The 25,594-nt window shown below is 38.8% G+C and carries 24 protein-coding genes; 4 read left to right on the plus strand and 20 right to left on the minus strand.

The genetic code is table 11. From position 1 onward, the window contains the following. Positions 1 to 482: 482 nt before the first annotated feature. The gene (locus BLQ18_RS10335; protein WP_090295125.1) at positions 483 to 1,697 is read right to left on the minus strand and encodes an RsmB/NOP family class I SAM-dependent RNA methyltransferase; all 1,215 of its coding nucleotides are present in this window, start codon (positions 1,695 to 1,697) and stop codon (positions 483 to 485) included. A gap of 60 nt (positions 1,698 to 1,757) precedes the next feature. On the opposite strand from BLQ18_RS10335, the gene BLQ18_RS10340 reads away from it, so the two are divergent. After that, positions 1,758 to 2,789, plus strand: coding sequence for a WD40/YVTN/BNR-like repeat-containing protein (locus BLQ18_RS10340; RefSeq protein WP_090295127.1), 1,032 nt, complete (start codon positions 1,758 to 1,760; stop codon positions 2,787 to 2,789). Positions 2,790 to 2,894: 105 nt separating this feature from the next. Here BLQ18_RS10340 and BLQ18_RS10345 read toward each other — a convergent pair whose 3' ends face one another. Continuing rightward, on the minus strand, positions 2,895 to 3,779 hold the full coding sequence (locus BLQ18_RS10345; RefSeq protein ID WP_090295130.1) for a BT1926 family outer membrane beta-barrel protein: 885 nt from the start codon (positions 3,777 to 3,779) through the stop codon (positions 2,895 to 2,897). A 97-nt stretch (positions 3,780 to 3,876) separates the two neighbouring features. After that, positions 3,877 to 5,580, minus strand: a complete 1,704-nt coding sequence (locus tag BLQ18_RS10350; protein ID WP_090295133.1) for a coiled-coil domain-containing protein — start codon at positions 5,578 to 5,580, stop codon at positions 3,877 to 3,879. Between the two features lie 1,011 nt (positions 5,581 to 6,591). On the opposite strand from BLQ18_RS10350, the gene BLQ18_RS10355 reads away from it, so the two are divergent. Further along, positions 6,592 to 7,521 carry a GNAT family N-acetyltransferase gene (locus tag BLQ18_RS10355; RefSeq protein ID WP_175443746.1) on the plus strand — a complete coding sequence of 310 codons (930 nt, stop codon included), beginning with the start codon at positions 6,592 to 6,594 and terminating at the stop codon, positions 7,519 to 7,521. Here BLQ18_RS10355 and BLQ18_RS10360 read toward each other — a convergent pair. The 11 genes from BLQ18_RS10360 to BLQ18_RS10410 form a co-directional block, all read right to left on the minus strand. After that, positions 7,518 to 8,456, minus strand: coding sequence for a hypothetical protein (locus BLQ18_RS10360; RefSeq protein WP_090297529.1), 939 nt, complete (start codon positions 8,454 to 8,456; stop codon positions 7,518 to 7,520). The two genes, BLQ18_RS10355 and BLQ18_RS10360, sit on opposite strands and share 4 nt — an antisense overlap. A gap of 1 nt (position 8,457) precedes the next feature. Then, on the minus strand, positions 8,458 to 9,915 hold the full coding sequence (locus BLQ18_RS10365) for an MBOAT family O-acyltransferase (protein ID WP_090295138.1): 1,458 nt from the start codon (positions 9,913 to 9,915) through the stop codon (positions 8,458 to 8,460). A gap of 28 nt (positions 9,916 to 9,943) precedes the next feature. Continuing rightward, positions 9,944 to 11,173: a GNAT family N-acetyltransferase gene (locus BLQ18_RS10370; RefSeq protein ID WP_090295139.1), complete on the minus strand. Its 1,230-nt coding sequence runs from the start codon at positions 11,171 to 11,173 to the stop codon at positions 9,944 to 9,946. Further along, the gene (locus BLQ18_RS10375) at positions 11,163 to 12,248 is read right to left on the minus strand and encodes a GNAT family N-acetyltransferase (RefSeq protein WP_090295141.1); all 1,086 of its coding nucleotides are present in this window, start codon (positions 12,246 to 12,248) and stop codon (positions 11,163 to 11,165) included. The genes BLQ18_RS10370 and BLQ18_RS10375 overlap by 11 nt, the downstream gene beginning before the upstream one ends. Before the next feature lie 425 nt (positions 12,249 to 12,673). Continuing rightward, complete coding sequence (locus BLQ18_RS10380) at positions 12,674 to 13,111, minus strand: hypothetical protein (RefSeq protein ID WP_090295143.1); 438 nt, start codon at positions 13,109 to 13,111, stop codon at positions 12,674 to 12,676. After that, positions 13,104 to 13,643, minus strand: a complete 540-nt coding sequence (locus BLQ18_RS10385) for a hypothetical protein (protein WP_090295146.1) — start codon at positions 13,641 to 13,643, stop codon at positions 13,104 to 13,106. The genes BLQ18_RS10380 and BLQ18_RS10385 overlap by 8 nt, the downstream gene beginning before the upstream one ends. A gap of 33 nt (positions 13,644 to 13,676) precedes the next feature. Continuing rightward, a complete protein-coding gene (locus tag BLQ18_RS10390) occupies positions 13,677 to 14,219 on the minus strand; it encodes an RNA polymerase sigma factor (RefSeq protein ID WP_090295149.1) in 543 nt (180 codons plus the stop codon). A 389-nt stretch (positions 14,220 to 14,608) separates the two neighbouring features. Next, on the minus strand, positions 14,609 to 16,435 hold the full coding sequence (locus tag BLQ18_RS10395) for an ABC transporter ATP-binding protein (protein ID WP_090295151.1): 1,827 nt from the start codon (positions 16,433 to 16,435) through the stop codon (positions 14,609 to 14,611). A 3-nt stretch (positions 16,436 to 16,438) separates the two neighbouring features. After that, positions 16,439 to 18,145: a phospho-sugar mutase gene (locus tag BLQ18_RS10400; protein WP_090295154.1), complete on the minus strand. Its 1,707-nt coding sequence runs from the start codon at positions 18,143 to 18,145 to the stop codon at positions 16,439 to 16,441. 59 nt (positions 18,146 to 18,204) lie between these two features. Beyond that, on the minus strand, positions 18,205 to 19,152 hold the full coding sequence (locus BLQ18_RS10405) for a glycosyltransferase family 2 protein (protein WP_090295157.1): 948 nt from the start codon (positions 19,150 to 19,152) through the stop codon (positions 18,205 to 18,207). A 42-nt stretch (positions 19,153 to 19,194) separates the two neighbouring features. After that, a complete protein-coding gene (locus BLQ18_RS10410; protein ID WP_090295160.1) occupies positions 19,195 to 19,716 on the minus strand; it encodes a DUF4199 domain-containing protein in 522 nt (173 codons plus the stop codon). Between the two features lie 159 nt (positions 19,717 to 19,875). Between BLQ18_RS10410 and BLQ18_RS10415 the strand changes: the two genes are divergently transcribed. Beyond that, the gene (locus tag BLQ18_RS10415; protein WP_090295163.1) at positions 19,876 to 20,145 is read left to right on the plus strand and encodes a type B 50S ribosomal protein L31; all 270 of its coding nucleotides are present in this window, start codon (positions 19,876 to 19,878) and stop codon (positions 20,143 to 20,145) included. A gap of 81 nt (positions 20,146 to 20,226) precedes the next feature. Next, complete coding sequence (locus BLQ18_RS10420) at positions 20,227 to 21,405, plus strand: GlmU family protein (protein WP_090295166.1); 1,179 nt, start codon at positions 20,227 to 20,229, stop codon at positions 21,403 to 21,405. Between the two features lie 5 nt (positions 21,406 to 21,410). On the opposite strand, the gene BLQ18_RS10425 is transcribed toward BLQ18_RS10420, so the two are convergent. The 6 genes from BLQ18_RS10425 to BLQ18_RS10450 all read right to left on the minus strand — a co-directional run bounded on the left by BLQ18_RS10425 (position 21,411) and on the right by BLQ18_RS10450 (position 25,582). Then, a complete protein-coding gene (locus tag BLQ18_RS10425) occupies positions 21,411 to 22,127 on the minus strand; it encodes a hypothetical protein (RefSeq protein ID WP_090295169.1) in 717 nt (238 codons plus the stop codon). 104 nt (positions 22,128 to 22,231) lie between these two features. Beyond that, complete coding sequence (locus BLQ18_RS10430) at positions 22,232 to 23,311, minus strand: 3-keto-alpha-glucoside-1,2-lyase-like domain-containing protein (protein WP_090297532.1); 1,080 nt, start codon at positions 23,309 to 23,311, stop codon at positions 22,232 to 22,234. A gap of 131 nt (positions 23,312 to 23,442) precedes the next feature. Then, a complete protein-coding gene (locus tag BLQ18_RS10435; RefSeq protein ID WP_090295173.1) occupies positions 23,443 to 23,934 on the minus strand; it encodes a VOC family protein in 492 nt (163 codons plus the stop codon). Positions 23,935 to 23,944: 10 nt separating this feature from the next. Continuing rightward, a complete protein-coding gene (locus BLQ18_RS10440; RefSeq protein ID WP_090295176.1) occupies positions 23,945 to 24,517 on the minus strand; it encodes an ester cyclase in 573 nt (190 codons plus the stop codon). An 85-nt stretch (positions 24,518 to 24,602) separates the two neighbouring features. Then, positions 24,603 to 25,169 carry a Crp/Fnr family transcriptional regulator gene (locus tag BLQ18_RS10445; protein WP_090295179.1) on the minus strand — a complete coding sequence of 189 codons (567 nt, stop codon included), beginning with the start codon at positions 25,167 to 25,169 and terminating at the stop codon, positions 24,603 to 24,605. 92 nt (positions 25,170 to 25,261) lie between these two features. Next, a complete protein-coding gene (locus BLQ18_RS10450; protein WP_090295181.1) occupies positions 25,262 to 25,582 on the minus strand; it encodes a TIGR04104 family putative zinc finger protein in 321 nt (106 codons plus the stop codon). Between the last annotated feature and the right edge of the window lie 12 nt (positions 25,583 to 25,594).

Raw genomic sequence — 25,594 nt, forward strand, 5'->3', positions numbered from 1 at the left:
GGAATCTAAATCAATGGTTTACATGTTTTAAAATTAATTAGGTGGATTCAGTATCGAGTACGGAATGACAGTTGGTTTGTCATTCTGAGCTGGTGCCTGAGCGTAGTCGAAGGCAAGCGAAGAATCTCAAAAATCCAGTAATCTAAAGTTTGACTCCAATTGCACGAATATTAAAGTATATGATAAATTTTGCTAGGTAGAGCAACTCTAAAAATCCAAGAATCTAACAATCTACTAATCCGTTGTTTGACTCTGATTCCAAGAATTAATAGACATCTCGACTGCGCTCGATGTGACAATACTATATTTCTATTTGATTAGATTCTTCAGTCGTTTTACTCTTTCAGAATGACAGCATGATACTTCGACTACGCTCAGCATCCATTAGAATAAAACCTGTTTATTCCCCACTCGAACAATTCAAAATTGTCATTCTGAGTGAAGCGAAGAATCTTAAAATCCAGTAATCCAAAAATCGAGGATTAGGCTTTCTTCTTCATCAAGGCCATATAGAATCCGTCATAGCCAGTTTCGGAGGCAAAAACATTACGTTCTCGAACAAATTCGAAATCTTTTCCGTTTTCGGATTCCAAAAACTTTTTTACTTGTTCTGAATTTTCTTGAGGCAAAATCGAGCAGGTGGCATAGACCATTTGTCCGCCTTTTTTTACCATTTTACTGTAGTTCTGAAGAATATCCTGTTGAACACCCATAATGCGGTCCACAAATTCATGCTCCAATTTCCATTTGGAATCTGGATTTCTTTTGATCACACCCAATCCAGAACAAGGCGCATCCAAAAGCAATCTATCGGCACTATTGTGCAGTTTTTTGATGACTTTATTGGAATCGATCACTCGTGTTTCCACATTGTGCACCCCATTTCGTCGGGCTCTTTTCTTGAGCTTTTTTAATTTACTTTCATAAATATCCAAGGCGATCAATTGCCCTTTGTTTTTCATTTGGGAGGCCAAGTGCAACGTTTTTCCTCCAGCACCAGCACAGGCATCGATGACTCTTTGCCCTGGTTCTACTTCCAAAAATGGGGCTACCAATTGCGAAGAGGCGTCTTGCACTTCAAAAAGGCCATCCTTAAAGGTTTGGGTCACAAATACGTTTTGGCGCTCTTTGAGTTTTAACGCATCGGGGTAGTCCTTTAAAGGTTCGGTTTCAATGCCTTCTTTGGCTAAAAATGATTTAAGCTGAGGTTTTGGAACTTTTAAGGTGTTGGTTCTTAAAATGACTTCTGCTTTTTTGTTTTGGGCAGCCATTTCTTTGGTCCATAACTCATTGCCCAATGCTTTTTCACCCAATTCGTCCATCCAATCGGGAATGGATTCACGGTATTTGCGAATTTTGGAAAGCTCATCGAACCTTCCCTTAATGCGTCGTTCTGGAGTACCTTCCAATTGTTTCCAATCGGGAATACGAACCCCGCTCAACACGCACCAAACCCCAAATAAGCGGAACAAATGTTCTCGGGAATAGGGTTCGTGCACTTCGGCAATTTCGGAATAGAGGCGTTTCCAACGGACAATATCGTAGGTGGTCTCGGCAATAAAACCGCGATCTCGGGATCCCCATCGTTTGTCGTATTTCAAAACTTTTTCAATGACCTTATCGGCATATTCCCCTTCATTAAAAATCATGTGAAGGGCATCAATCACGGCAAATACCAAGTTTCTGTGTAAACGCATCATATTAAATAAGGTTGCAAAGGTATGATTTCTCCTTACTTTTGGGGGAAAATAAATACAATGAGGTATATCCTTTCCCTTTTAACGGCCTTGATTTTGGTTTCCTGTGCTGAAGAACCAAAAAAGAAACTCTTTAATACGGTTGAAATAACTCCTGTTTTACAAGATTCGGTAAGTATTCGCGCGATTACTTTTTTGGATGGCAGGACATTGGCTTTTGCTGGGAGCAATGGTATGTACGGCACCGTCGATGTAAACTCTGGCCAAGTTAGAAGTAATATTCAAACCTATGATTCTTTCACGCCCAATTTTAGGGCGGTGGGGCATACCGCTACCGATTTTTTTATGCTTTCGGTGGAAAGTCCAGCTTTGCTTTACAAAACTGGTGACCAAGGAAAAATGGAAGTGGTGTATAAAGAAGAGGGTGAAAGTGTTTTTTATGACAGCCTTACGTTTTGGAACGATTTTGAGGGAATTGCTGTTGGTGACACGGTCGAGGGGTGTCTTTCCATCATCATTACTCGCGATGGTGGTGCTTCGTGGACCAAAATACCGTGTTCAGATTTGCCAGAGGGCATTGAGGGCGAAGGTGCTTTTGCGGCCAGTAACAGCAATATTGTGGTAAAAGGAGATAAAGTTTGGATTGGGACTACGGAGGGAAGAGTTTATTTTTCTTCTGATAAAGGAAATACTTGGGAAATTCAGGAAACCCCGATTATTGCCAAAGAGCCGACGCAGGGGATTTATTCCATGGATTTTTATGATGAAAATATAGGATTTGCCATTGGAGGGGATTACACCCGACCAGATTCAAGTGTAAAGAACAAAATAAAAACTATTGATGGTGGAAAAACGTGGCAATTGATTGCGGATGGGCAAGAACCTGGCTATAAAAGTTGCGTGCAGTTTGTGCCCAATTCGGAAGGAATGGGCTTGGTGGCAATCGGATTCACGGGAATTTCCTATTCTGCGGATGGGGGTGAAAGCTGGAAGCAGCTCAGTGAAGAGCCCTTTTTTACTCTACGATTTTTGAATGATTCCACAGCATTTACGGCGGGCAGCAAACGGATTGCAAAGTTGGAATTTAAATAAAAAAGCGACGAAAATCGCCGCTTTTTATCAAACAAACTAAAGTTAAAAAGTCGGAAAACCAAAGTTGATTCCCCGACTTTTTCAGCATGTGAAATACACTTAAAATCAGATTCTGATTCCAATTTTAAAATGGGTCTGTGTAAATGCGGCCCATGTGGAGTTTTGAGACTCCAAAACCTCTAGGCCTGGTGCAGGTAATTGTTGTGCACGGGCATGGATAAAAGTCAATGGACGTACTTCGAAGCCAATGTATAGCCCTTTTAACAAATAGAAATCTGCACCACCTACCAATTGAAAGCCAAATCCATGGGTTGTGGCTTGGCGTGCCCCAACATCGTAAATGAGTGGTTCGTTAATATCATCTACGGAATAGGAACCCGAATACATTACGGTAGGATCGTATTGGGTGGTGTTGGCATAGTAGTAATTCAAGTTTAGACCCACATAAGGAGACAAACGGTTGAACCTAGATGGAAAATGGTATTCCCCGCCAGCAGTTAAATACAACTCGGTGATTTTATCCTCCTCTATGGATGAGTAGTGTGGGATCCAAACTGCATTGGAAGAATTGGGATCGTTACCTGGCACCAATTCACCATTTTCATCTTCATGAAATTGTTGCATGTTTTGATGTGCAGGAGTGCTGCGGTGCAAAAAACCACCCACTAACTTAACTGCAATATTGTCCATTATAAAATAACGGGCCTCGCCACCTGCAATGTTGGTAATGTTATTGGTGTTGTCGCTTACCGTATTGGCATAGGGCGCGTTGCCGTACAAGGTCCAATGCTGATTATCCATTGGTTGGTTGGGCACATTTACGTTGTACATAAAATTGCCCCTACCAAACAGGATGGCCCCTGTAAAATCGTCTTTTTTGGGCGTATAGTCCACGGAGGAACCGTCGGTATCGGTGCTGCCGCTGGTCTGTGCTTGGGCCAGACCCAAACTCAACAACGCAACGCAGCATATGGTTATGTTTTTTTTCATATGATTTCTTCTTTAGGAAATTTTATGGGTTACTGGTTATGTTAAGGGCAGTGCGCGCTCGTCACACTGCCCTTTAATAATTATTTTCGCTAAAGATCTATGAAGCATCCTGTGATGCCAAGGCATCGTTATAGGCTGCCAAATACCCAGCGGCCAAGGCCATATAGGCATCGTATTCTGCCTGTAGGTTTACCAACTCTTCTCCCAAATGTGCAATTTCTGCGTTCCATTCGGTTTCGCTAATGGTGTTGTCGTCCAACATTTTTGCTTTTTGCTCAATGGCAATCTCGGTATCCTCGATATCGTCTCTCAAGTCATTAATAGCCTCATTAATACCATCTAACTGGCCTTCAAGAACATCTAGTACATCCCAAAGATTACCGATCATTTCATCGTTAGCATCGTATTGAACCCACAAACCATTTATAATATCCTGAGCCGCTTCTGCAGCATCCTCCAATGTAACCAAACTAGCTACCGCATTGTCATAAGCAGCCTGTAAGTTAGTTACATCAGCCTCCTCGTCTCCCAAAGTCTCCTGTAACTGAATTAATTCTGCCTGAAGGTCTGCCAAATCATCGTTAGCATCAACAATATCATCGTTAGTACCGTCAACTGCTGCTTGAGCTGCATTTCTAACAAATAATGCCGCATCGTATGTATTTTGTGGGCCGGCAGCGTCATTTTCCGCATCGTTCAATGCAGTTTGTGCATCGTTAGTAGCTGCTATAGCAGCATCAAGATCAGCCTGAGCAGCGTCTAATTCAGCTTGTGTAGCGTTACCATTATTGAAATCGTTAAGCACAATGTTATAATCGATTTGAGCTACATACTCAGCATTTTGAGCGGCTGTCAAGGCAGATTCTGCTGCACTTATTTGTGTCAAGTAAGGTGCCAGGGCAGTTGTAGCATTATCAAGTGCAGCCTGGGCTGTAGCTAAAGCAGTATTTGCATCTACCAAGTCAATTTCTAACGTTGCTATTTCATCCTCCTTTGCTGCTATTTCATCTTCCTTATCAGCGATATCTTGCTCTGCTCCTGCAATATCACTTACTTCGGCATCATAGTCATCAATGAGATCTTCAGCATCATTCAACGCATCCCAAGCTGCATCGGCATCTTGCTGCGCCTTTACTATATCTACCATTAATGCAGCTTGATCGTTTTCAAGGCCTTGTACTTGCCCCCAAAGCTGTGCGATTTCGGTCTGTGCGGAGGAGGGGTCTGCTTCCACACCTTCCAAAATGGCCAAGGCAGCTTCTTGTGCTACGAGTGTGGCATTCATTTCGTCCAAATCGCGTTGGATGATCTCTGAGGCCAATGCGAAGGAAACAAAGCCTTCTCCTTCTGGGTTGTCGGCACCGATCAGTTGTTGCATTTCGGCGATCATAGCCTCTTTTTCTATAATGTCACCTTGAGTGGCAGCAGCTTTTCCCAAGGTACTTGTATATTGGCCAAGCAATTCAGCGGCTTGTTCCAATCCTTGGGTTCTTAGGTATTTTTCCAACTCATCGGCGGCTAGCTGTGCCTCTAAATTGCTCTGTGCAATCTGGAGGGCAATTTCGGCTGCCAAAGCCTCATTTTCTAAGGACATGGCGTTGTTCTCCAATGCTTGTAGATCGTTCAATAGAGATTGCAGGGCATTGTCCAATTTTTGTTTTTCCACTCTTTCGTTCAAGAGGTCTACTTGGGTCTGTCGCAGTGCCGCTACTTCGTCGGACACTTCTGGTTTGCTGCACGAGGTAATCAACGTAGGTATTGCTACCATGGCAACGATAAGGGGTCTTACAATTTTTCTCATTTTAAATTTTTATGATTAATACTATTGTTCTTTTTGGTGGAAAAGTGGCATGGGCCAAATATTTTCATAGCAACCAAAAATTTAATTTGAGGCAATACTATGTATTTAAGGGGTGGAGGAAGGATGGTATTTGATGGATGCCCGTTTTGAATTGATGGATTTGGGTTTTGAGTTGATGGGGGTTTTGGGGTTTAACAATGTTCAATAAGCAATTAGCAATGTTCAATGGTTGAAAGGTGGAGGGTAATGGGTGAAGGGTGAAGGGGATTCAAGATACAGGAGCCAGGAACCAAGACTGAAGACTAAAGTACAAGTGTTAAGTGTCAAGTACAAGTTCAAGTTTCAAGTTCAAAAGGATTGACTCGAATTTCACGAATAAAAAGAATGGATAATGGTAATTGTTTGTTGGAAATTGTACGGGGTGAAGGGAGACGGGTTGATTGGATTCAAAACACAAGAGTCAAGAACCAAGATAATTTTAATTGGTGTGACGGAAAATTGGAAATTGATTATTGCTTATTGGAAATTGTAAGGGGTGGAGGGGATTCAAGATACAGGAGCCAGGAACCAAGACTGAAGACTGAAGTTCAAGTGTTAAGTGTCAAGTGTCAAGTGTCAAGTACAAGTTCAAGTTTCAAGTTCAAAAGGATTGACTCGAATTTCACTAATTATTCGAATGGATAATGGTGATTGTAAAGAGTTGAAAGGGTTAAGGGTTGTGGGTTAATGGTAAAGGGTGGGTGTCATTCTGAGTGAAACGAAGAATCTCTAGTGATCCAAAAATCCAATGATTTTAGTTTTGATGCGCCTGCCTGCCGTAGACAGGAATTAGGCGAATGGCACGAATAAAGAGTGATTATTGGTCATTGTTTATTGGAGATTGGGAAGTGGTGAATGTGTAGATTTATTACCTTTATGTTCTGTATTTGATTGCGGAGACAAAAGACTCGCAGTGTATTTTATTTGCTTTTATCAATGGTTCATAATGCTGGTTTTATCTTTAATTTGTTCTTGAAGAGAAAACTCCCTCCTTTTTATGCTTTTCCCATCCTAAATAAAATTACTGGCCAAGCTTTAAGCTCCATAACCGAAAATCTGGATGGTATAGATGGAAATTTTTATGTTGTTCCGGATCTACCAGATTATTTGCAGGCGGGCATTGTGGATTCCCCATCAAATTTTAAGGTGCAACGGATAAAACAATACCAGGGTTATGCTTGTAATTTGGATGGTTTTGGTGATGTAGACTCTTATTTAAAGCAGCGGTTTGGTAAATCGTCCATTAAAAATATGAAAGCCCGCAAAAGACAGTTGGAATCGAGATTTAGCACATCTCACCGTTTTTTTTATGGAGCCATGGACAAGGATCATTATGATTTTCTTTTTGACAGGTTTTACCAGATGCTCAAAAGCAGATTTGATGAGAAGAAAACCTTTAACAGGTATTTGTTGGAGTGGAACTACTATTATGAGCTGGTTTATCCTATGATCTTAAAACAGGAAGCCGTGCTGTATGTAATTTATGTGGGAGATGAGCCGATTTCCATTTCGCTTGAATTTTGTGTGGATGATATTTGTTTTGGATATATCCATGGCTATGATTCAACGTATCACAGGTACCAAATTGGGGATATTCGAATGATGATGCTGTTGGACTGGATGATTGCCCATAATTTTAAGATATTCGACACTTTAATGGGAGAGACGGCGTTCAAGGCGAAATGGTCCAATTTAATTTATGATTACCATTATGAGGTTTTTTGCCTGCCTGGATCGGCCATATCACGGTTAAAGCTGCAGCATACCAAGCTTAAATTAAGATTAAAACAGTATTTACGGGATACAGGAATTTTGGGCAAATGGTTTCAAATGGACAAGTTCATGTATCGCAGAATGTCTAAAAGGCTACAGGATTTTGATTGGAAAGAGCCAGTAATTTAAGGTTGTTTTGCCAATTTTAAATGCGCTATGATGCTTTTTGCCACCAAAGTTCTTCCGTTGTTGTTCCAATGTTTGTCGTAGATCAAGGTTACAGGTTTTTTGGTGATCTCAAAGTTTTCTCCAAAGTCAATAATATCGATTCCCAATTTATTGCAATGGTCTAAAAACAGGGGTGAAGTGTTTCTTTTGTCCAATAAAAGGCTGGTTTTTGATTTGTTCAAAGGATAGGTCGCCAGTAATTTATCGAAATTTGCGAGGTAAAGGCTATCAGGGTTTGTGTTTGTTTTGTTTTCTTGGATGTCCTCTGTATCCTTTTTTTCGACCAATAGATTTTTTATCGGTTCCAATAGACCAATTTGTGATGCGTAATATAAAAGTTTGATATTGTCGCGTATCTTAAAGCTTGTGGAGTTTAACAACTTAATACGGCCCTTATTTTCTTCATATGTTGACCTTTCTAGATCCATAGGGTATTTCATGTAGATCACAATATGGTCGATCTTGCTAAAATCTTCTTTGTATGCGTTGATTAGGTGCAATTGGTCGGCAAGGTCCCATCCGGCATAGCCGTATTCGTAAACTTCTAGATCTTTTGTCCTGTCTTCAATTTTTTTACCTATTGAGTTGTAATAGTTTTGGTGAAACCCTTGAATGTAAGAATCACCAATTAGGGCCAGCTCGTTTTTGTCGTAACTGGGTTCAAATTCTCTGTAGGAATTAAAACCTTGGTTATTGATATGGTATTCTGAGAAGTTTTGTCTTCGGTTGCCGGTAACACTGAACCCATTATAATTTGGGACTCTTTTTTCCACTCCCATTTCATCAATAAACCTGGGGGAATCTTCGGGGTACAAATGGAATGCCCTTACCAAAAGCTCCAAAGCCAAGCATATTAGAAAAAAGTATATCGATATTTTTAAAAACAGTTTGATCATATCAGAATTGGAAATAAATAAACGAACGATCCACGCCATCATCAAAAAACAATAGAATGCAGAATATCACCAAGGTATAGGCACAAAATCTAACTATTGGCGATTTAAATTTGAAAGGGCTTCTCTCATCTCTACGTATCCTAAATTCATAAAGCACAAAAGCAGCCAACAAAATATAATAATCGATCATCCGATAGCCCATTGGGTGATGGTAGGGCTCCCATTGGAACTCTGTGAACAATCTTTTTATAAACACAAAGGAATCAGTCAAAGACTCTGATCTAAAGAATATTCGCGAGAAGGTAACAATTATAAAGGTCAAGACCAGTTGCCCAATTTCGATGAAGGATGGGAAAACTGAATTTTCAGCGACAACATTGTCTTTATAAATTGTATTTCGGCCCATTAAAAATACTGGGATGTATGCCAAGGCATGAAATCCGCCCCAAAAGATAAAGGTCCAGTTGGCACCGTGCCAAAAGCCGCTCACTAAAAAAATTATGCTGATATTCCGAATAGATTTTAATTTGCTCACTCTTGATCCACCCAATGGTATATACAGGTAATGCCTGAACCAAGTGGAAAGCGAAACGTGCCAACGTTGCCAATATTCGGCCACATTTCTGGAAAAATTCGGGAATTTAAAGTTGGACATGAGTTCGATGCCGAACAGTTTAGCAGTTCCTATTGCAATGTCCGAATATCCAGAAAAGTCACCGTATACTTGAAAACTAAAGAAAGTTACCCCTAATATCAAAGTAGAAGAGGGTAAGGTACCGTAATTTGCAAAAATGTCATCAACAATCGGGGCTATACCATCGGCTATCACCATTTTTTTGAACAACCCCCATAAGATCAGTTTAAGCCCTTCAACTGATTGCTCATATTTAAAAGATCGTTTATTGGTTATCTGTCCCAATAGATTCGACGCTCTTTCTATGGGTCCAGCGACCAATTGGGGAAAGAAAGCGACAAATGTTGCAAAGTCCAGAATCTTATGGGTGGGTTTTATACGTTTATAGTAAATGTCCAACGAATAGGACATGGTCTGGAAGGTGTAAAATGAAATACCCACGGGCAAAATAATGTTCAAGGTCCAGGTGCTTTTGATGGAATAACCAAAAAGGGAAACCATATCCACAAAAGAATCCACAAAGAAATTGTAGTATTTAAAAAATCCGAGGAGTGAAATGTTGAAGATAACACTGATCCAAAGGAACAATTTACCTTTTTCGCCCTGTCCTTGCTTTTTGTGAATTGCAATGCCCACCAAATAATCTACAATGGTGCTGGCCAATATTAAAAACAAAAATCGCCAATCCCAGAGGCCATAGAAGAAGTAACTCGCCACAAGGATGAGCCCGTTCTGTAATTTTAATAGGTTGAATTTGCCAATAATCCAATAGAGTATAAATACTGTAGGTAGGAAGATCAGATATTCAACGGAGTTAAAGAGCATAATTGATTATAGGGGATTTTGGGACCAATTAATTGATGATGGAAACTTTACAATGATTCTTTCCTTTAAAAACATATTGTTGGCCATTCTCTATTTTAAAAACGACAACATCGCTGGCAGTTTCACCAAACAGGTATAAAAAATCGAAAAAAACTTTTTTAAGGTTTTCATTATAGGTGATTATCTTGTTGGAAAGCAGCTCAGTTTTAATGTCATAATCTGTAAAAACAGGATTGATCGCTACATCTGTGGTTTGAGTTTTATGTGTGCTTAAATTTTTTATTGTATAGCGAAGCGCTCCCCATTTTTTGTTGACTCCATTTTCCCTGAGTTGTTGTTTTTTGGTGTAAAACCATGAAAGAATGCCAGCTTTTGATGCCGAGGTAATAGATTTGGGATTATAAATAATATGATATTCGAAATCATATTTTTTAGTGCACCATCTCACTTTGTAATCAAAGTATCCTTTGGAGAAATCCAAGATTTTGAAATTGTTTTCAATCCCCCATTTAATTAGATACATAATGTTTATGGAGCCAAGATGAAATTTTGTATAATCGATGTCAAACACGGTAATGGCATCAAAAATAATTTTGTTGGAAAAATAATTGAGCGTAATTGCAATTGGTTCTTGGTTGTATTCAACAACAAAGAATCCAGCCTTATTTTCCTTAAACAAAGGATAGGATACTTTTTTGTAGAACTCCCATTCTTGCTTATCTAGGTTATTGTTGTATTCTTGTTTGTCCTCAAATCTTTTTTCCAAAAGCTCTCGGAATTTTTGAAAGATACCTTGATATTTTTCTTCTGAAATATTGCCAGTATACATGGTGCTTTTAATTTCAAAGCACTGTTCAAGTCTTTTTTTGTACTTATTGAGTTTATACCTACTGGATTTCTTGAATGTTTGCTGCATATACTCCTCCAGGCTTGTAAACTGATCAAGTTCAATCAAAAATCCTGGGTACTGTTTTATCTTCTTTATTTCGATGTTCTTCGAATGGTTATTCTTAGTGCATTCAAAATAGGATGGTACATCATTTATGAGACAGGTTTTGTTTTTAAGGTCAATATTTTCATCAAGGGAGTAATAAATTCCTTTGGTATGCGTACTGCCCGAATTAATTAAAACCCCAAATCTCGACTTAAAGAAATCCAAATGGTTTATGCCTTCAATTTTGGTGCTTTTCTGTGTTTTTCCAAAATGATCCAACCATATATCGACATATACTTTTGATATAAATGGGTTATCTATCATCTGCCAGACAATTTATTTCAGAAATATTGACATCTTCAGTAGTCATGTTTTGTCTGTAAAGTGGAAAAAAGCAAGAATTTTTATGGGTAAGATCATCCAGATTACCTTTCTGCTTTATTAGTAGATTGTATTTGGTTTTATCTACAATGTATTGCCAAGTGCAGAAATCCCTGAATTTTTTAGAAAATCCTGATTTAAAGTAAAAAAGCGAATCTTTATCATGTCCTCCCAGACCACCACCAAGATTAAAATGTGTGAAGCCTTGTTGGGTACCTATATTTCGAATATGGTCAATTAATATTTTAGTAGGATTGAGTTCATAATAGTCAGGATTCACTCCTGATAGGTGATATTGAATGGTTTTACCTTTTTTTGTAAAAATGGCACCACCTGCAAAGCGACCTGTTTCCTTATGTTTGGCAATTAAAAGCTCTGCCTTTATCTCGTTACTCGCCATAAAATTGTAGAAATAAGTTTTACCAAAGAAATAACTTGGTTTGGCATTCACTCTTTTCATACTGGCACAATAAGTTGCTATAAAGGTGTCCAAATATTCTTCACAGCTGCCATTTATGACCTCATATTCTTTACTTTCTTTGTTTATGTAGGTTTTTAGCCTACGGTTGTATTGTTTTAGTTGTTCTTCTGGTGTTTTGGTTAAATCAACATCCACCACTTTTCCATGGCAAACAACTTCTCCAATACCGTTCAATATCTGATTTTGGTTTTCAATATAGGGATGCAACCTTGAGAATACTGATATTATTTTGTTTTCTGTTAAAAACACATTCAATCTTTTCCTGAAATTTTCGTTGTTGAACCCTTCATCTATATTTTTACTTAAAGGCCCAACGTATCCGTAAACAGAGGTGGCATCTTTTAGGTTAGTTCCCTTTATTTCTCTGATAAGTAGAGGTAATAAAATAAGAGCTTTTCCTTCTGTATATTTCAGCAGAACAGGTTTTTCGTCACAATTTTTAGAAATCCAAGCGTAGTCGTAGGTATGGTAAAAATCTGCATGGCTACATTGCTCAATTGCCTGTGTCCATTCTTTTCGGTCTTCTATGAGGTACATTTTCAGCTGTAAATATTCATTGTATCCTTACAAATATTAATTTACCTTAATCAAAGCAATATGATAAATGTCATGTTTAAAGTTTCTACCGATATCCTGAATGATAAAATCGTTGAACTACTGGATTTAACTGAATTTATTTAAAAATACAATCGATGAAATCCCAAGTTATATCGATGAAATGTAAATCATTATATAAGTATGAACAATAGTTGTTTAGATTGATGCGACTAGAAATTGGAAAGTTGAAAATGCATGGATAGCCTAGGAGCCAAGTAGAAAGAGTTTAGTGAAAAATGATGAGACTTATGTGCGAGTATCAAGTTCAAATTACATATTGGTTAATCGGACTCGAATTACGCGAATGACTCGATTTTTAATTGACCACTGTTTATTGCTAATTCTTCATTGTTAATTGAGCATTGTCAATTCCCCCGTCGTTTTCGGTATTGCTGGAGCATTTGTCTTTTAAAGTCTTCTTCGCTCTTTATGAGCAAGAGCATTTTTTTGGCCGAGATCACTTGGGTCATTTTGGAGATAAAGTCTTTTTCTGCCTTTTGTTGTTCCAATTTTAGGGCTAAAACGTTATCCAATAATTTTTGGGCTTGGCTTTCCGAAAGGTTTTCCGTTCGGGAAAGGTTGGCATGGAGTTCGGTACGTTCCTTTCTGCGGATGCTCTCCAATTTTTCCTCATGTTCGTTGTAAATGGGCCAAAATTGTTGTGCTTCTTCGCTGGTCAAGTCCAAACGCTCGGTAATAAAAGCCACTTTAAGGGTTTTTATGCGGTCGCGAACAGGTCCTTGTGCGTGCATTGTCATTGCTGCTAACAAAATGGTGAAAAATAGTAGTGCTCTCTTATTCATCGTTGTTATTGTCTAAATTAAATTCTTCCAGTTCAAAATCTTCAATATTGTTGTTCATGTACTCGATGATTATGTCGTCCTCCAGATTATTGTACAGCAAATCGTTGAGTTCTGTTTCGTTAAAAGCGGCCACCTCGGCAATTTCATAGGAGGTCATATTAAGGTCGGCTTTTTCAAAATAGGCATCCAATTCGGTGCTGGCCAAATCGTCAAAATTGATATCTGGTGTGGTAGTGTTTTTTGTGATATTGAAAAACAATATAAAAATGGCTGCAATTGCGGCTGCTGCATAATAGAAACTGCTGTAGGATTTTAGTTGGAAAACCTTGGGTTTCTCTTCTTTAGTTTTTGAAAGGATGGCAGGAGTTACTTCTTTAAAATAGTTGTCTGGCACCCTAAACCCATCCGATTTTGGAATTAAAGAGCCAGTCTCTCCCATTTCTTCTTTATGGATGCGGTCCATCAACCGCTCGTTGAAGTTTTCAAAGTAGCCCTCTGGGGTGTTGAATCTATTTTTTGAATCCTTTTTCATTATTGTTTTTTGACTTCTGAATTTGCCAAAGGTTTAATGCTCTTTAAGATACGCTTCTATTTTTTTTACTGCCAAATGGTAGGAGGTTTTTAAGGCACCTACCGAAGTGTCCAATATTTCGGAAATATCATTGTATTTCATTTCTTGATAATACTTCATATTGAACACCAATTTTTGCTTGTCGGGCAGTGTAGCCAAAGCTTTTTGTAGTTTGAGTTGAATTTCACTCCCTTCATAATAGACATCGGCTTGAAGATTATCTATCATTCTATCCTTAAATTCTTGGTCACTGACCCCTATTTTTTTTGATTTCTGTTTTAGAAATGTCAGAGATTCGTTGGTTGCGATTCGATACATCCAAGAATACAATTTGCTATCTCCTTTAAACTTTTCGATGTTTCGATACACTTTTATGAATGTATTCTGAAGCACATCGTCTGCATCATCATGGTTGAGAACAATTCTACGGATGTGCCAATATAGGCGTTCTTTGTAAGTGTTCACCAACACCTCAAAGGCTTTTGCTCGGCTTTCTTCTTGTTGTAGCTCTTGGACTAAGGTTTCCTCAGCGATCAATATTTTGTTCTTGTTGTTTGATGCTTTGACTAAGGTAAGGGGAAAAGGTTTAATTTTTCAATGGACAATGTGCAATAAACAATTAGCAATGGGGAAGGGGGAAAAGTTAAGGGTGAAGGGAAAAAGTAAAAGTAAAAGGTTAAGGGTGGATGGTAAATGGTAAAGGGGGGAAAGAGAACTAAGAACCAAGAGTCAAGACTGATGGTTTATTTATGGAAATTGATAATTGTTTATTTTTAATTGAAAAAAGGGTTTTGTCATTCTGAGTGAAAGGAAGAATCTCAATCTAATTAGACTAACTTTTGACTCGAATGGCGCAAATTAATCGAATAATCTATATATCTAGTAATCTAACTATCTAAAATTCCAACAATCCAATAAACCAGCTATTAAGAAGTGAACGACTGCATCTCTACCAATTTCTTATAGTTTTTGGCAGATTTCATGAGTTCGTCATGGGTGCCTTGTTCCACAATTTCGCCTTTGTTCATTACCACAATGGAGTCCGCATTTTGAATGGTGGATAAACGGTGCGCAATAACTATGGACGTACGATTTTGCATCATTTTTTCCAATGCATCCTGTACCAAACGTTCGCTTTCGGTATCCAAAGCCGAGGTGGCCTCATCCAAAATCATGATGGGTGGATTTTTAAGTACGGCTCTGGCAATGGATAGACGTTGTTTTTGTCCCCCACTTAATTTATTTCCGCTATCGCCAATGTTGGTATCGTATCCGTGCGGTAAATCCATAATAAATTCATGGGCATTCGCCACTTTGGCCGCTGCAATAATTTCATCCATGCTTGCATTATCCTTGCCTAAAGCGATATTGTTTTTTACGGAATCGTTGAACAATATGGAATCTTGGGTCACCAAGCCCATCAATCCTCGAAGCGAGTTTTTGGTAATGTCCTTAATGTTGGTGCCATCAATCAAAATTTCACCTTTGTTCACGTCATAAAAGCGGGTCACCAAGTTGGCCACGGTGCTTTTTCCACTTCCCGATTGACCTACCAAGGCCACAGTTTTTCCTTTTTCAACCTTTAGGTTGAAGTTTTTGAGCACATAATCATCTTCGTAGCGGAAACCAACATTGTTCAATTCAATGGCGGAATTGAAATCGGTTTTTTCCAATGCACCCTCTTTATTTTTGATAGGATTCTCTGTTTCCAAAATTTCAAGGACACGTTCTGCTGCGGCATTTCCTTTTTTAACGCCGTAGGATGCTTTGCTGATCGCTTTTGCTGGGGTTAAAATATTGAATGCCAATCCCATGTAGGAAATAAAAGAAGCTGCGTCAAGTGATTCTTCCAACAATACCATTCTACCACCGAACCATAGCAGCACACCAAAAACCACAATTCCCAAGAATTCACTGGTTGGAGAAGATAGGTTCTGGCGATTTAATAATGAGTTTGAAAAGCTGAAAAAACGAGATGTTGAGTTTCTAAAAGTTTGGTAGAATTTAGACTCAGCGTTAAAAGCCTTGATCACACGAAGGCCTCCCAAAGTTTCTTCCACAATGGATAAAAATTCACCTTGTTCTTTCTGCACGCGGTCTGATTTCTTTTTAAGCGATTTTCCAATGCGAGAAATGATCAATCCTGCAATTGGAATAAAAATGAACACAAAAATGGTCAACTTCACACTCAAAACGAACATAAAGATGATCGTAAACAGGATGGTCAATGGTTCTCGAACAATCAATTCCAAAATGGACAAGAAAGAATGTTGAATTTCCAATACATCGGAAGTGATTCGTGCAATCACATCTCCCTTTTTCTTTTCGGAAAAGAAAGAAATGGGCAGATCCACGATTTTCTCATACATCTTGTTACGAATGTCCTTTAACACCCCATTTCTTAAGAAAGTAATGAAATACATGGCCAAATAATTGAAAATGTTCTTGAAAAGGAACAACAAGAGTATAAGTCCGACTGCAAAAATCAGCCCTTTCATAGGATCATCACCAGAGTATTGGGTTACTTGATAATTCATGTAATCCATTAAATAGTCCTTTAACTTGCCAATACTTTCAAATTTTGGAGGCTCGTTGATTTGCTTGGTTTGATCAAAAAGTACATTCAGCATTGGGATCAATGCGGCATAGGACATAGCGCTAAACAGCGCATAAAGAATATTGAAAAAGATATTTAAATATCCAAATTTCCGGTAAGGTCCCGCAAACTGGAGAATTTTCCTAAAGTAGTTCATTCACTATAAATTCAGCTCAGATAGGATACCTTCAATCTTGGTTTCCAACTGCGAATTTACGGAATAATAATCTGCTGCCTTATCCAATTTTGCATTTGTGCTGATGTAGAACTTTACTTTGGGTTCGGTGCCGCTGGGTCGGGCCGCAATTCGGGTTCCATCTTCAGTTTCGTAGATCAACACATTGGATTTTGGAATGTTGATGGGTTTTTTTTCACCTGTTTGTACATTTTTGGCGGTTGAGGTGTTGTAATCCTCAATCCAAAGTAACTTAGAACCTTGTACCGACTCCACAGGGTTTTCTTTGAAATCTATCAACATTTGCTTGATTTCTTCGGCACCGCTCATTCCTTTTTTGGTCAGGGAAATCAATTTTTCCTTGTAGAAGCCAAATTGTACGTAGGCGTCAATTAAATCCTTATAAAAAGAACTGCCGTTGGCTTTGGCACTGGCTGCAATTTCACAAGCGAGTAGGGTAGAGGTGACAGCATCTTTATCGCGAACAAAATCACCTACCATGTAACCAAAACTTTCCTCGCCTCCTCCGATAAAAGTGGAGCTTGGAAAATCTTTGATCATTTTACCGATCCATTTAAATCCTGTCAATGCGGTTTTGAATTCCACGCCGTAGGCTTTTGCCATTTGTTCCATCATTGGTGTGGAAACAATGGTCGTGGCAATAAATTCGTTGCCTTTAAATCCTTTTTGCTTGTATTGGTCCAAAAGGAACTTGGTCATCAAGACCATGGTCTGGTTTCCGTTGAGCAATTCTATATTGCCTTCAAGGTTACGAACTGCAATACCCAATCGGTCACTATCTGGATCGGTGCCTACCACCATATCAGCGCCAATTTCTTCGGCTTTTTCAATGGCCATTTTTAGGGCTTCGGGCTCTTCGGGATTGGGAGATTCCACAGTTGGGAAATCCCCGTTCGGAACGGCTTGTTCTTCAATTATAGTGACATTGTTATAGCCTGCACGTTTTAAAACTTCTGGAATTGCTGTAATGGAAGTTCCGTGGAGCGAGGTGAAAACGATTTTAAAGTCGTCTTTGCCTTTGGCATTAAAATTCCCATTGCTTACTGAGGCATCAAAGAAGGCTTCATCTACTTCTTCATCAATTAAATGAATCAAGCTTTCATCTTTGTCAAATTTGATATCCTCAAAAGAAAGTGCATTGATTTCGGAAATGATCTCTCCATCTTGTGGTGGTACAATTTGCCCACCATCGGCCCAATATACTTTGTATCCGTTATATTCTGGTGGATTGTGGGAAGCCGTTAAAACGATTCCTGCATGACAACCCAAATGTTTTACGGCAAATGAGAGTTCTGGTGTTGTTCTTAAATCAGAAAACAAATAAACTCGAATGCCATTGGCTGAGAAAACATCGGCAACTGTTTTGGCCAATGTTTTGGAATTGTGACGGCAATCGTAGGCAATCACCACTTTAATGTCGTTATCGGTATATGTTTTTTTAAGATAATTGCTCAATCCTTGGGTGTTTTTACCCAAAGTGTATTTGTTGATTCGATTGGTTCCCACGCCCATTACTCCGCGCATTCCTCCTGTACCGAATTCTAAATCCTTGTAAAAACGCTCCTTTAATTCTTCGGGGTCGTTTTCAATTAGTTGTTGGATTTCCTTTTTGGTATCGGCATCAAAAAAATCTGTGAGCCAGGTCTGTGCAGTTTTGGTAATGGATTCCATAGTGTTTTATGCTAATTTATAGGCTTAAAAATACAAAGATTAAAAGGTTTGGCTAAGCGCTACACATTAATTTTATCGGAGATGTTGTAGCGTGTGTCGTTTTTTCGGGAACGGACCATGATTTCACCCAAGAAACCAGCCAAAAACAATTGCGTACCAATGATCATGGCAGTGAGTGCAATATAAAATTGGGGTCGTTGGGTAATGAGTCTACCAAATTTATTAATGAAAAGTTTGTCCACTCCTAAATAAATGGCAAATCCAAATCCGACAAAAAACATAAGTACGCCCAATGCTCCAAATAAATGCATGGGTCTACGTCCGAATTTGGAAACGAACCAAATGGTGATCAAATCCAAAAAACCATTGATAAAACGATCCACACCGAATTTGGTGGAGCCGTATTTACGCGCTTGATGCTGTACTACTTTTTCTGAAATATTGCCGTAGCCTGCATTTTTGGCCAAAACGGGTATGTAACGATGCATTTCGCCATATACCTCAATGGTTTTGATGACATTTTGGTCAAAGGCCTTTAATCCGCAGTTAAAATCATGCAGTTTTACCCCAGAGGTTTTTCTAGCGGCCCAATTGAACAATTTGGAAGGTATGTTTTTTGCGATTACCGAATCGTAACGCTTCTTTTTCCAACCCGAAACCACATGATAGCCTTCTTGTGTGATCATCTGGTACAATTCTGGAATTTCTTCGGGATTATCCTGTAAATCGGCATCCATGGTAATGACCACGTCACCTTGTGCAGCCTTAAAACCAGCATGCAGGGCCTGTGACTTACCGAAATTCTTTAAAAACCGAATGGCTTTTACGTTGGAATTGACGTTGGAAAGCTCCGAAATGGTTTCCCAAGAACCATCGGTGCTACCGTCATCTATAAATAATATCTCATAAGAAAAATGATTGGATTGCATAACGTTTACAATCCAATCATGAAGTTCTTTAAGCGATTCTTGCTCGTTGAGTAAAGGAATTACAATGGAAATCTGCATTGCTTGTTTCTCGAATTCCTTTCAAAAGTAGTATTTTTTGAATTAGTATTCAGGTTGGGATTTTTTCAAGATAAGTCCTGTAATAAGTCCCAAGATCAATCCGATTACACTGTTCATGATCAAAACCACGGGATATTGGATCCAGGCAAAACCTTTCTGCATTTCTACACCTTGTTGCCATTGTTCTTCCGTCATGTTGGGATTGTTGGCCATGGCCTTTGGTTTTGCTATTTCCATCGCCTTGTCCATAAAGTCAGGTTCAATAAAGTGGGTAAGTACATATTGGTAGAGCAGGGAAATAATGGTTCCGACCAAGGCAAGGCCCACCGCCACTTTTAGGGCATCAGATATTTTTAAAAAGCCTCCATTGGCTTTTTTAAACGCATTTACCGCAAAAAAAGTGATTGCCGCCATGATTACAATTGAAATTACAATGACAGCAGTACTTGTTTCATAATGCATTTTTTGAGTGTACAGCATAACGCCGAACACAACAGAAATAACACCTAATAGCACCCCATAGTTAAGTGCGAATTTTCCTGTTTTAACTTGTTGTTCCTCCATTTTTTTAAAGTTTATGTTGATTGCAATTGGTTAGTGTAGGATCTCTTAAATTTGTTACAGATAAAATTAGTTTTTATTTTTAGGTAATTTATTGTTGGAGGATTAAAAGAAATCATTAAATTTGCAGCCTGAAAATTCAGAGATTAAGTATTTTAGACGATGAGAAAAGATATACACCCAGAAAACTACAGATTGGTTGCTTTTAAGGACATGTCCAACGAAGACGTGTTCATCACCAAGTCCACAGCAGAAGCTAAAGAGACCATCACCGTTGATGGAGTTGAATATCCTTTAGTGAAGTTGGAAATTTCAAGAACTTCCCACCCATTCTACACTGGTAAAACTAAATTGGTTGATACTGCTGGTAGAATTGATAAGTTCAAGAACAAATACAAAAAGTTCAGCAAAGAAGAGAAGCAGGCCGAGTAGGTCGCACTTTTCAACGAAATATAGGGACGCCCTCGATAATTGTCGGGGGCGTTTTTTATTTTTATACCCTAACACTGCGTTATGAACTATATCCTTTCGGACGGTTATCACCGCGAAGATCTTTTTCCGTTCACTTTTACCCGACCTGTTGCTGAAATCAGGACAGGAATTTTAACTATTAGTGAAAAATGGGAAAAGTGGCTGGATGCTTCGGTGAGTTTTAAGACAGAAGAATACTTGTCAGAGAAATTCCCCATGACAGTTGCAGCCCAAAATATAGTGATCAATGGGAGTTATTTGCCCAATAAAGCATTGGTGAATGCAGTTCAAAATTTAAAACTCGGTGAAGCCTTAATGGATGGTGACGAATATATCGCCTATGCGACTACAGAGCCTGAGACTGCATTTGATGTTCCTCACTTTACCACCATCAATTTTGATTATGAGGTTTTGACCATAAAAAGCACATGGGACATCTTTTCCAAGAATGCAGAAGCTTTGCAAGCTGATTTTGATGTGTTGACAGAAGGAAAAATCAGTCAACCCATATCGAATACCAACCAAGTAGCTTATCCAGAAAATATTTTTATCGAAGAGGGTGCCACGGTAGAATTCTGTATTTTGAATGCTTCTACTGGTCCCATTTATATAGGTAAAAATGCCTTGATGATGGAAGGTTGCATGGTGCGAGGAGGTTTGGCCCTTTGCGAAAATGCCATTTTAAAAATGGGTGCTAAAATTTATGGTGCTGTAACTGCAGGACCAGGCTGTAAATTGGGTGGTGAGGTTAACAATGCTGTTTTGTTCGCCAATTCCAATAAAGGGCATGATGGTTTTCTTGGAAATTCCGTGCTAGGGGAGTGGTGCAACATTGGAGCGGATACCAACACTTCCAATTTAAAAAACAACTATGCTGAAGTTCGACTTTGGAACTACAGAACAGGAGGTTTCGCCAAAACAGGATTGCAGTTTTGCGGTCTGATGATGGGTGATCATAGTAAATGTGGCATTAATGTAATGTTCAACACAGGAACCGTGGTAGGTGTTAGTGCCAATATTTTTGGTAGCGGTTTCCCTAGAAACTTTATCCCAAGTTATAGTTGGGGTGGAGCTACGGCAGGTTACACAACCTTTAAAACCAATAAAGCTTTTGAAGTGGCCACAGCCATGATGAAACGCCGCAATGTGGAATTTGATGAAAAAGAGGCCAAAATTCTGCAGCATGTATTTGAATTTACTCAGAAGTGGCGGAATTTTTAATGACTTTATAAGTATTTTGTAATAATACAGTCGGTACTAATTCTAATTTCCTTTTTGATTTTTTGGATGTTCAGCAACCGTTCTTTTGAATCCAAATTGCCATAATAATCAATAAAATGTTTTTCAAATAGCATACCATTTTGGAACTCCTTAGTGGTTTTCCACTCTTCATAAGCGGTGGAAAAATCCAATGTAGGTGGTTGATTGGTCGTATTCTTATCAATCAAATAAAATTCTTCTCCCAGCTTTAATCTTTTCTTTCTTTTAGACTTGTTTGAAGTTAATTTGTATCTGTAATAAGGAGTTTTATTTATTGAGGTATCTTTCAATTGAACAAATTCATAGTTCTTGGTTTGCTGCTCCGTATAAGGATTGATATATGAAGAAATCAATTTACAGGCTATGGTTAAAAATGAAGAGGCTTCAAAATCAGATTTTGATACACTTACATTAAAAGTAACACCCCTATAATCCTTGAAGTCCAAGAGATATAGACCATTGTCCAATTCCTTTAAAATACATAGATAACTGTTGTCTCGTGAATTTGTTAAATACACTTTTTTATAGGTAATATCCTGATCTATAAATGTTCTGTTTTTAATTTGAATCGAATCCTTGAAATGAATGACCTCATAAGTGGCCAATTGGTCGAATACATAAGTTTTCTGGGAATAGCCAAAAGTGAAAACAAAAAAAGCAAAAAGGCGTAGAAGTACTTTCATGGTACAGAGGTTGGCTGAAACCGTATGGTTTGCTATTTAAATGAAATAGAAAAGTAGCGATTACTTTAATAATCAAACCATTAACTTGATGAACAACCTAAAAATTAGTCCAGTTTCCCCATCAAACCCCAACCATTTGCTTTATCGATTACTACACAGTGAATAGTGTTGGTGCCTTCTTTTAAATGTAACGGTATTTTGTTGGCAGATAGCCCCAAATGCCCCTGAAACTGGTTGTTTTTTGACCGAAAAGCATTATTTCCGTAAAAAATGGGTTCTCCATTCAAATACACTACAATCTTGTCACTGTAATCGAAAGAGAACAGTTTAGTTGCTGCAGATTTTACTGAAATCGTAGTGGAAGCAACTGTATAGGTTTCTTGATTCCCTTCAAAGTTTCCTGAACTTGGTTTGGCCAAATATTTGGAGATGGGAAGCATTCCTGATGGCTCCGTGAAAGCTATAATAGTTTCTCCTTTTTCAAAATCCGAGAAAGTAATTTGCCCTTCAACGTAGGGTTGCGCTTCAGTCAATTGCCATTCCGCAATAATTCCTTCCGCTGGGGAGATAATAGGGTAGGGTTCTTTAGCAATGGCATTCCCTTTTTTTGTAATGGAAATATTGGAAAAACGATTCCCAAAAAGTGCCCAAATCCCCATTTCGCCATTTAGGTTGCCTGATTTTAGATAATCCACTTTCAAAACTTCTTCTCCATTCACAAAAACCGTTGCGGTCAAGTTTTCAACTTCAACACGCAATCGGTTCCAACCCTGATGCACAAAAGTCACCTGTGCTTGATGCTCAGGATACAATTGCCAGTTGCTTTCACCATGATAAGTAGGCGTGTATTGCACGGCATCCACTTGATGCGATTTATGCATGCGCATGTAGATTTCCTCAAAGTTTTTATCCTGCTTTCTGAACAAAAAACCAGCAAAACTACGCTTGGTATTCGCATAAACCTCCATTTCCAAAGTACCATTGGAAAATTCAATATTATTGACAAAGGCCTTGCCGTTCAAAACCATGGTTGGACGCCCGTCAAAAAAATCGAAATCCATTTGACCACCTTCTTCAACGGTCCAATACGATTCTTCTAGCGGAATATTTTGAATGGTCTGGGCATGTATTACCTCTGTTATCCAAAGGATACAAATGACCAAGGGTATGCGGATAAGCATCATGTGTTCGTTTTTTGATTGATGATTGTTACGCACTTCGTCGAACAGGAATTGAAATCCTATCAGCTTAATTCAAAAAAAAGCGACCCTAGCCAAGGCTAAAGTCGCTTTTACTTATTGAGCAAAGTTATTTTTTAATGATCCAACTCCTTTAAAAGGTCTTGAAGGTTTAAAAACTTGGTGTACATTTTAATGTTGCCATCTGATTCTTTCGGCCAGTCCGCTCTGGGTCGGTCCCAATAAAGTTCCACACCATTTCCGTCTGGGTCGTTCAGGTACAACGCTTCAGAAACTCCGTGGTCCGCTGCACCAGTTAACTGCTGTCCCTCATCCATCAAGCGTTTTAAAATGCGTGCCAAATCTTTACGGGTTGGGTACAAAATAGCCGTATGGTACAGTCCAGTGCTGTTTTTGGGTGGCTGTGGTCCATTTTTGCTGTGCCAAGTGTTCAATCCAATATGGTGATGGTAACCTCCTGCCGAAATAAAGGCGGCCTGATCTCCCATGGTGGTGATAATTTCAAACCCCAGCAGCTTGTGGTAAAAATCCAATGAGCGTTGTAGATCGGCCACTTTTAAGTGTACGTGGCCAATTCTGGTATTTTCAGGCAATTTGTAATTATCCATGATCTTGGGTTTAGTTGGCCAATCCGATTTGTTTCATAAAGGCTTGGTTGTCGTAAAACAAGTACTCTTCGTACATCACACCGTCTTCGTTCCAAAGTCCGATGGTGCTCATGGGCAATTTAAATGATTTTCCAGTCGGTTGGATAAATTGACCGTTTCCAATGGGCATAGGCTCGCTAAACGTTCCGATTAACTCGCCAACCACGGCGGTAATGTTACCAGAACCTATTTTAATAGGGTGAACTTCAATACGGGTGTCTGGAGCGAAAACAAACATAGGGTCCAATTCTTTGATGTGGTCCTCGATACCTTTGGAAGTGTGACCATCAGGATAGTGCACTAAAATATCGTCGGAATGACTTTCGTGCAATCTTTTCCAATCTTGGTTGGAGTACACCTCAAAATCCAGTTCGTCAAAAGTTTTTAGGTTTTCGGCGATAGTTGCGTTTTCTTGGGCAATTTGGGCCAATTGCGCCTTAAGGTCGACGATTTCTTTTTCTTTGGCAGCATCTTGATTGTTACAACCGATCAAGCTGATCGCGATTACGGCACTGGCAAAGAATAATTTAATTGTTGATTTCATTTTGTATGTTTTTAATTGTTCAACTTATTTTCTGGGACAAAGTTGGGCCAATCAAAAACCAATACTCTTGAAGTAGTTCAAGAAATCACTTTTGGGCTGCTTTTTTGCGTAAAATGCTTATAAATTCAGGGGTAACGCCTAAATAACTGGCAATGTTCTTGAGGGAAATTCGCTGCAGGATATTCGGATTTTCGTTGATCAACTGCTCGTAGCGCTGCTCTGCGGTTTGCATTAAATGTTTTGCAATCCTGTTTTGTTGAAAGATCATGGCATTGCGAAACAGGTTGCGGGAATATTTGATAAAGGCAGGTATTTCATTGGAAATCTTGTCCCAATTGGATTTGGAAATGGCAAGAACCGTCAAATCTTCCAAAGCTTGATAATTGTAATGTGCTTTGGTGTTGTTGGTGAAACTTTCCATATCGCCGAACCAAAACTCCTCAAACCCGAAAGCAATATTGTGTTCCTTACCGTTGTAATCCACAATATAGCCACGTACGCAGCCTTGGGTGATAAAATATTGATAGCTGTCCACATGACCAGCCTCAATGACCAAATCCCTTTTTTTGAACTGCTTTTCCTCAAAATGATAGAGTACTTTGGCAATTTCTTCCTCCGAAAAATGACTGTATGCTAAGAGGTGACTTTTCATGTGATAGTATGCGGAAGTTGAAGTAAACTTATTTGTTTGGACGAAGGTACTTCAAAAAGGGATGAAAAATCTAGGAATACAATGATTTGGAATTAGGTTGATGCTTTCTCCACATGCTTTCTTTTAAACCCAAAGAAATAAATGGATAGGGAACTAAAAAGAAGCGTTAGAACCACGTCAGAGATAATCAGCATAAGGATCTTATTCTCATCGTCAGTTTCTGAAAGTGCCCAATATAATCCACCGATAATAGTACCAAGAGCAACACTTAAGGCCGTAAGAATGCGGTTTTTCATGGTATGTTCGTAAACAGCATTGCATTGCGGACAAACAATGGGTTTGTAGGCTAACCACAAGGATTTAAAGATCTGTCCAAAACCAAATTTTCGATTACAATTTTCGCACTGTCGCATACCAATTCATTA

Source organism: Flagellimonas zhangzhouensis (genome assembly GCF_900102925.1).
In the GTDB taxonomy this organism is placed as follows: Bacteria; Bacteroidota; Bacteroidia; order Flavobacteriales; family Flavobacteriaceae; genus Flagellimonas; species Flagellimonas zhangzhouensis.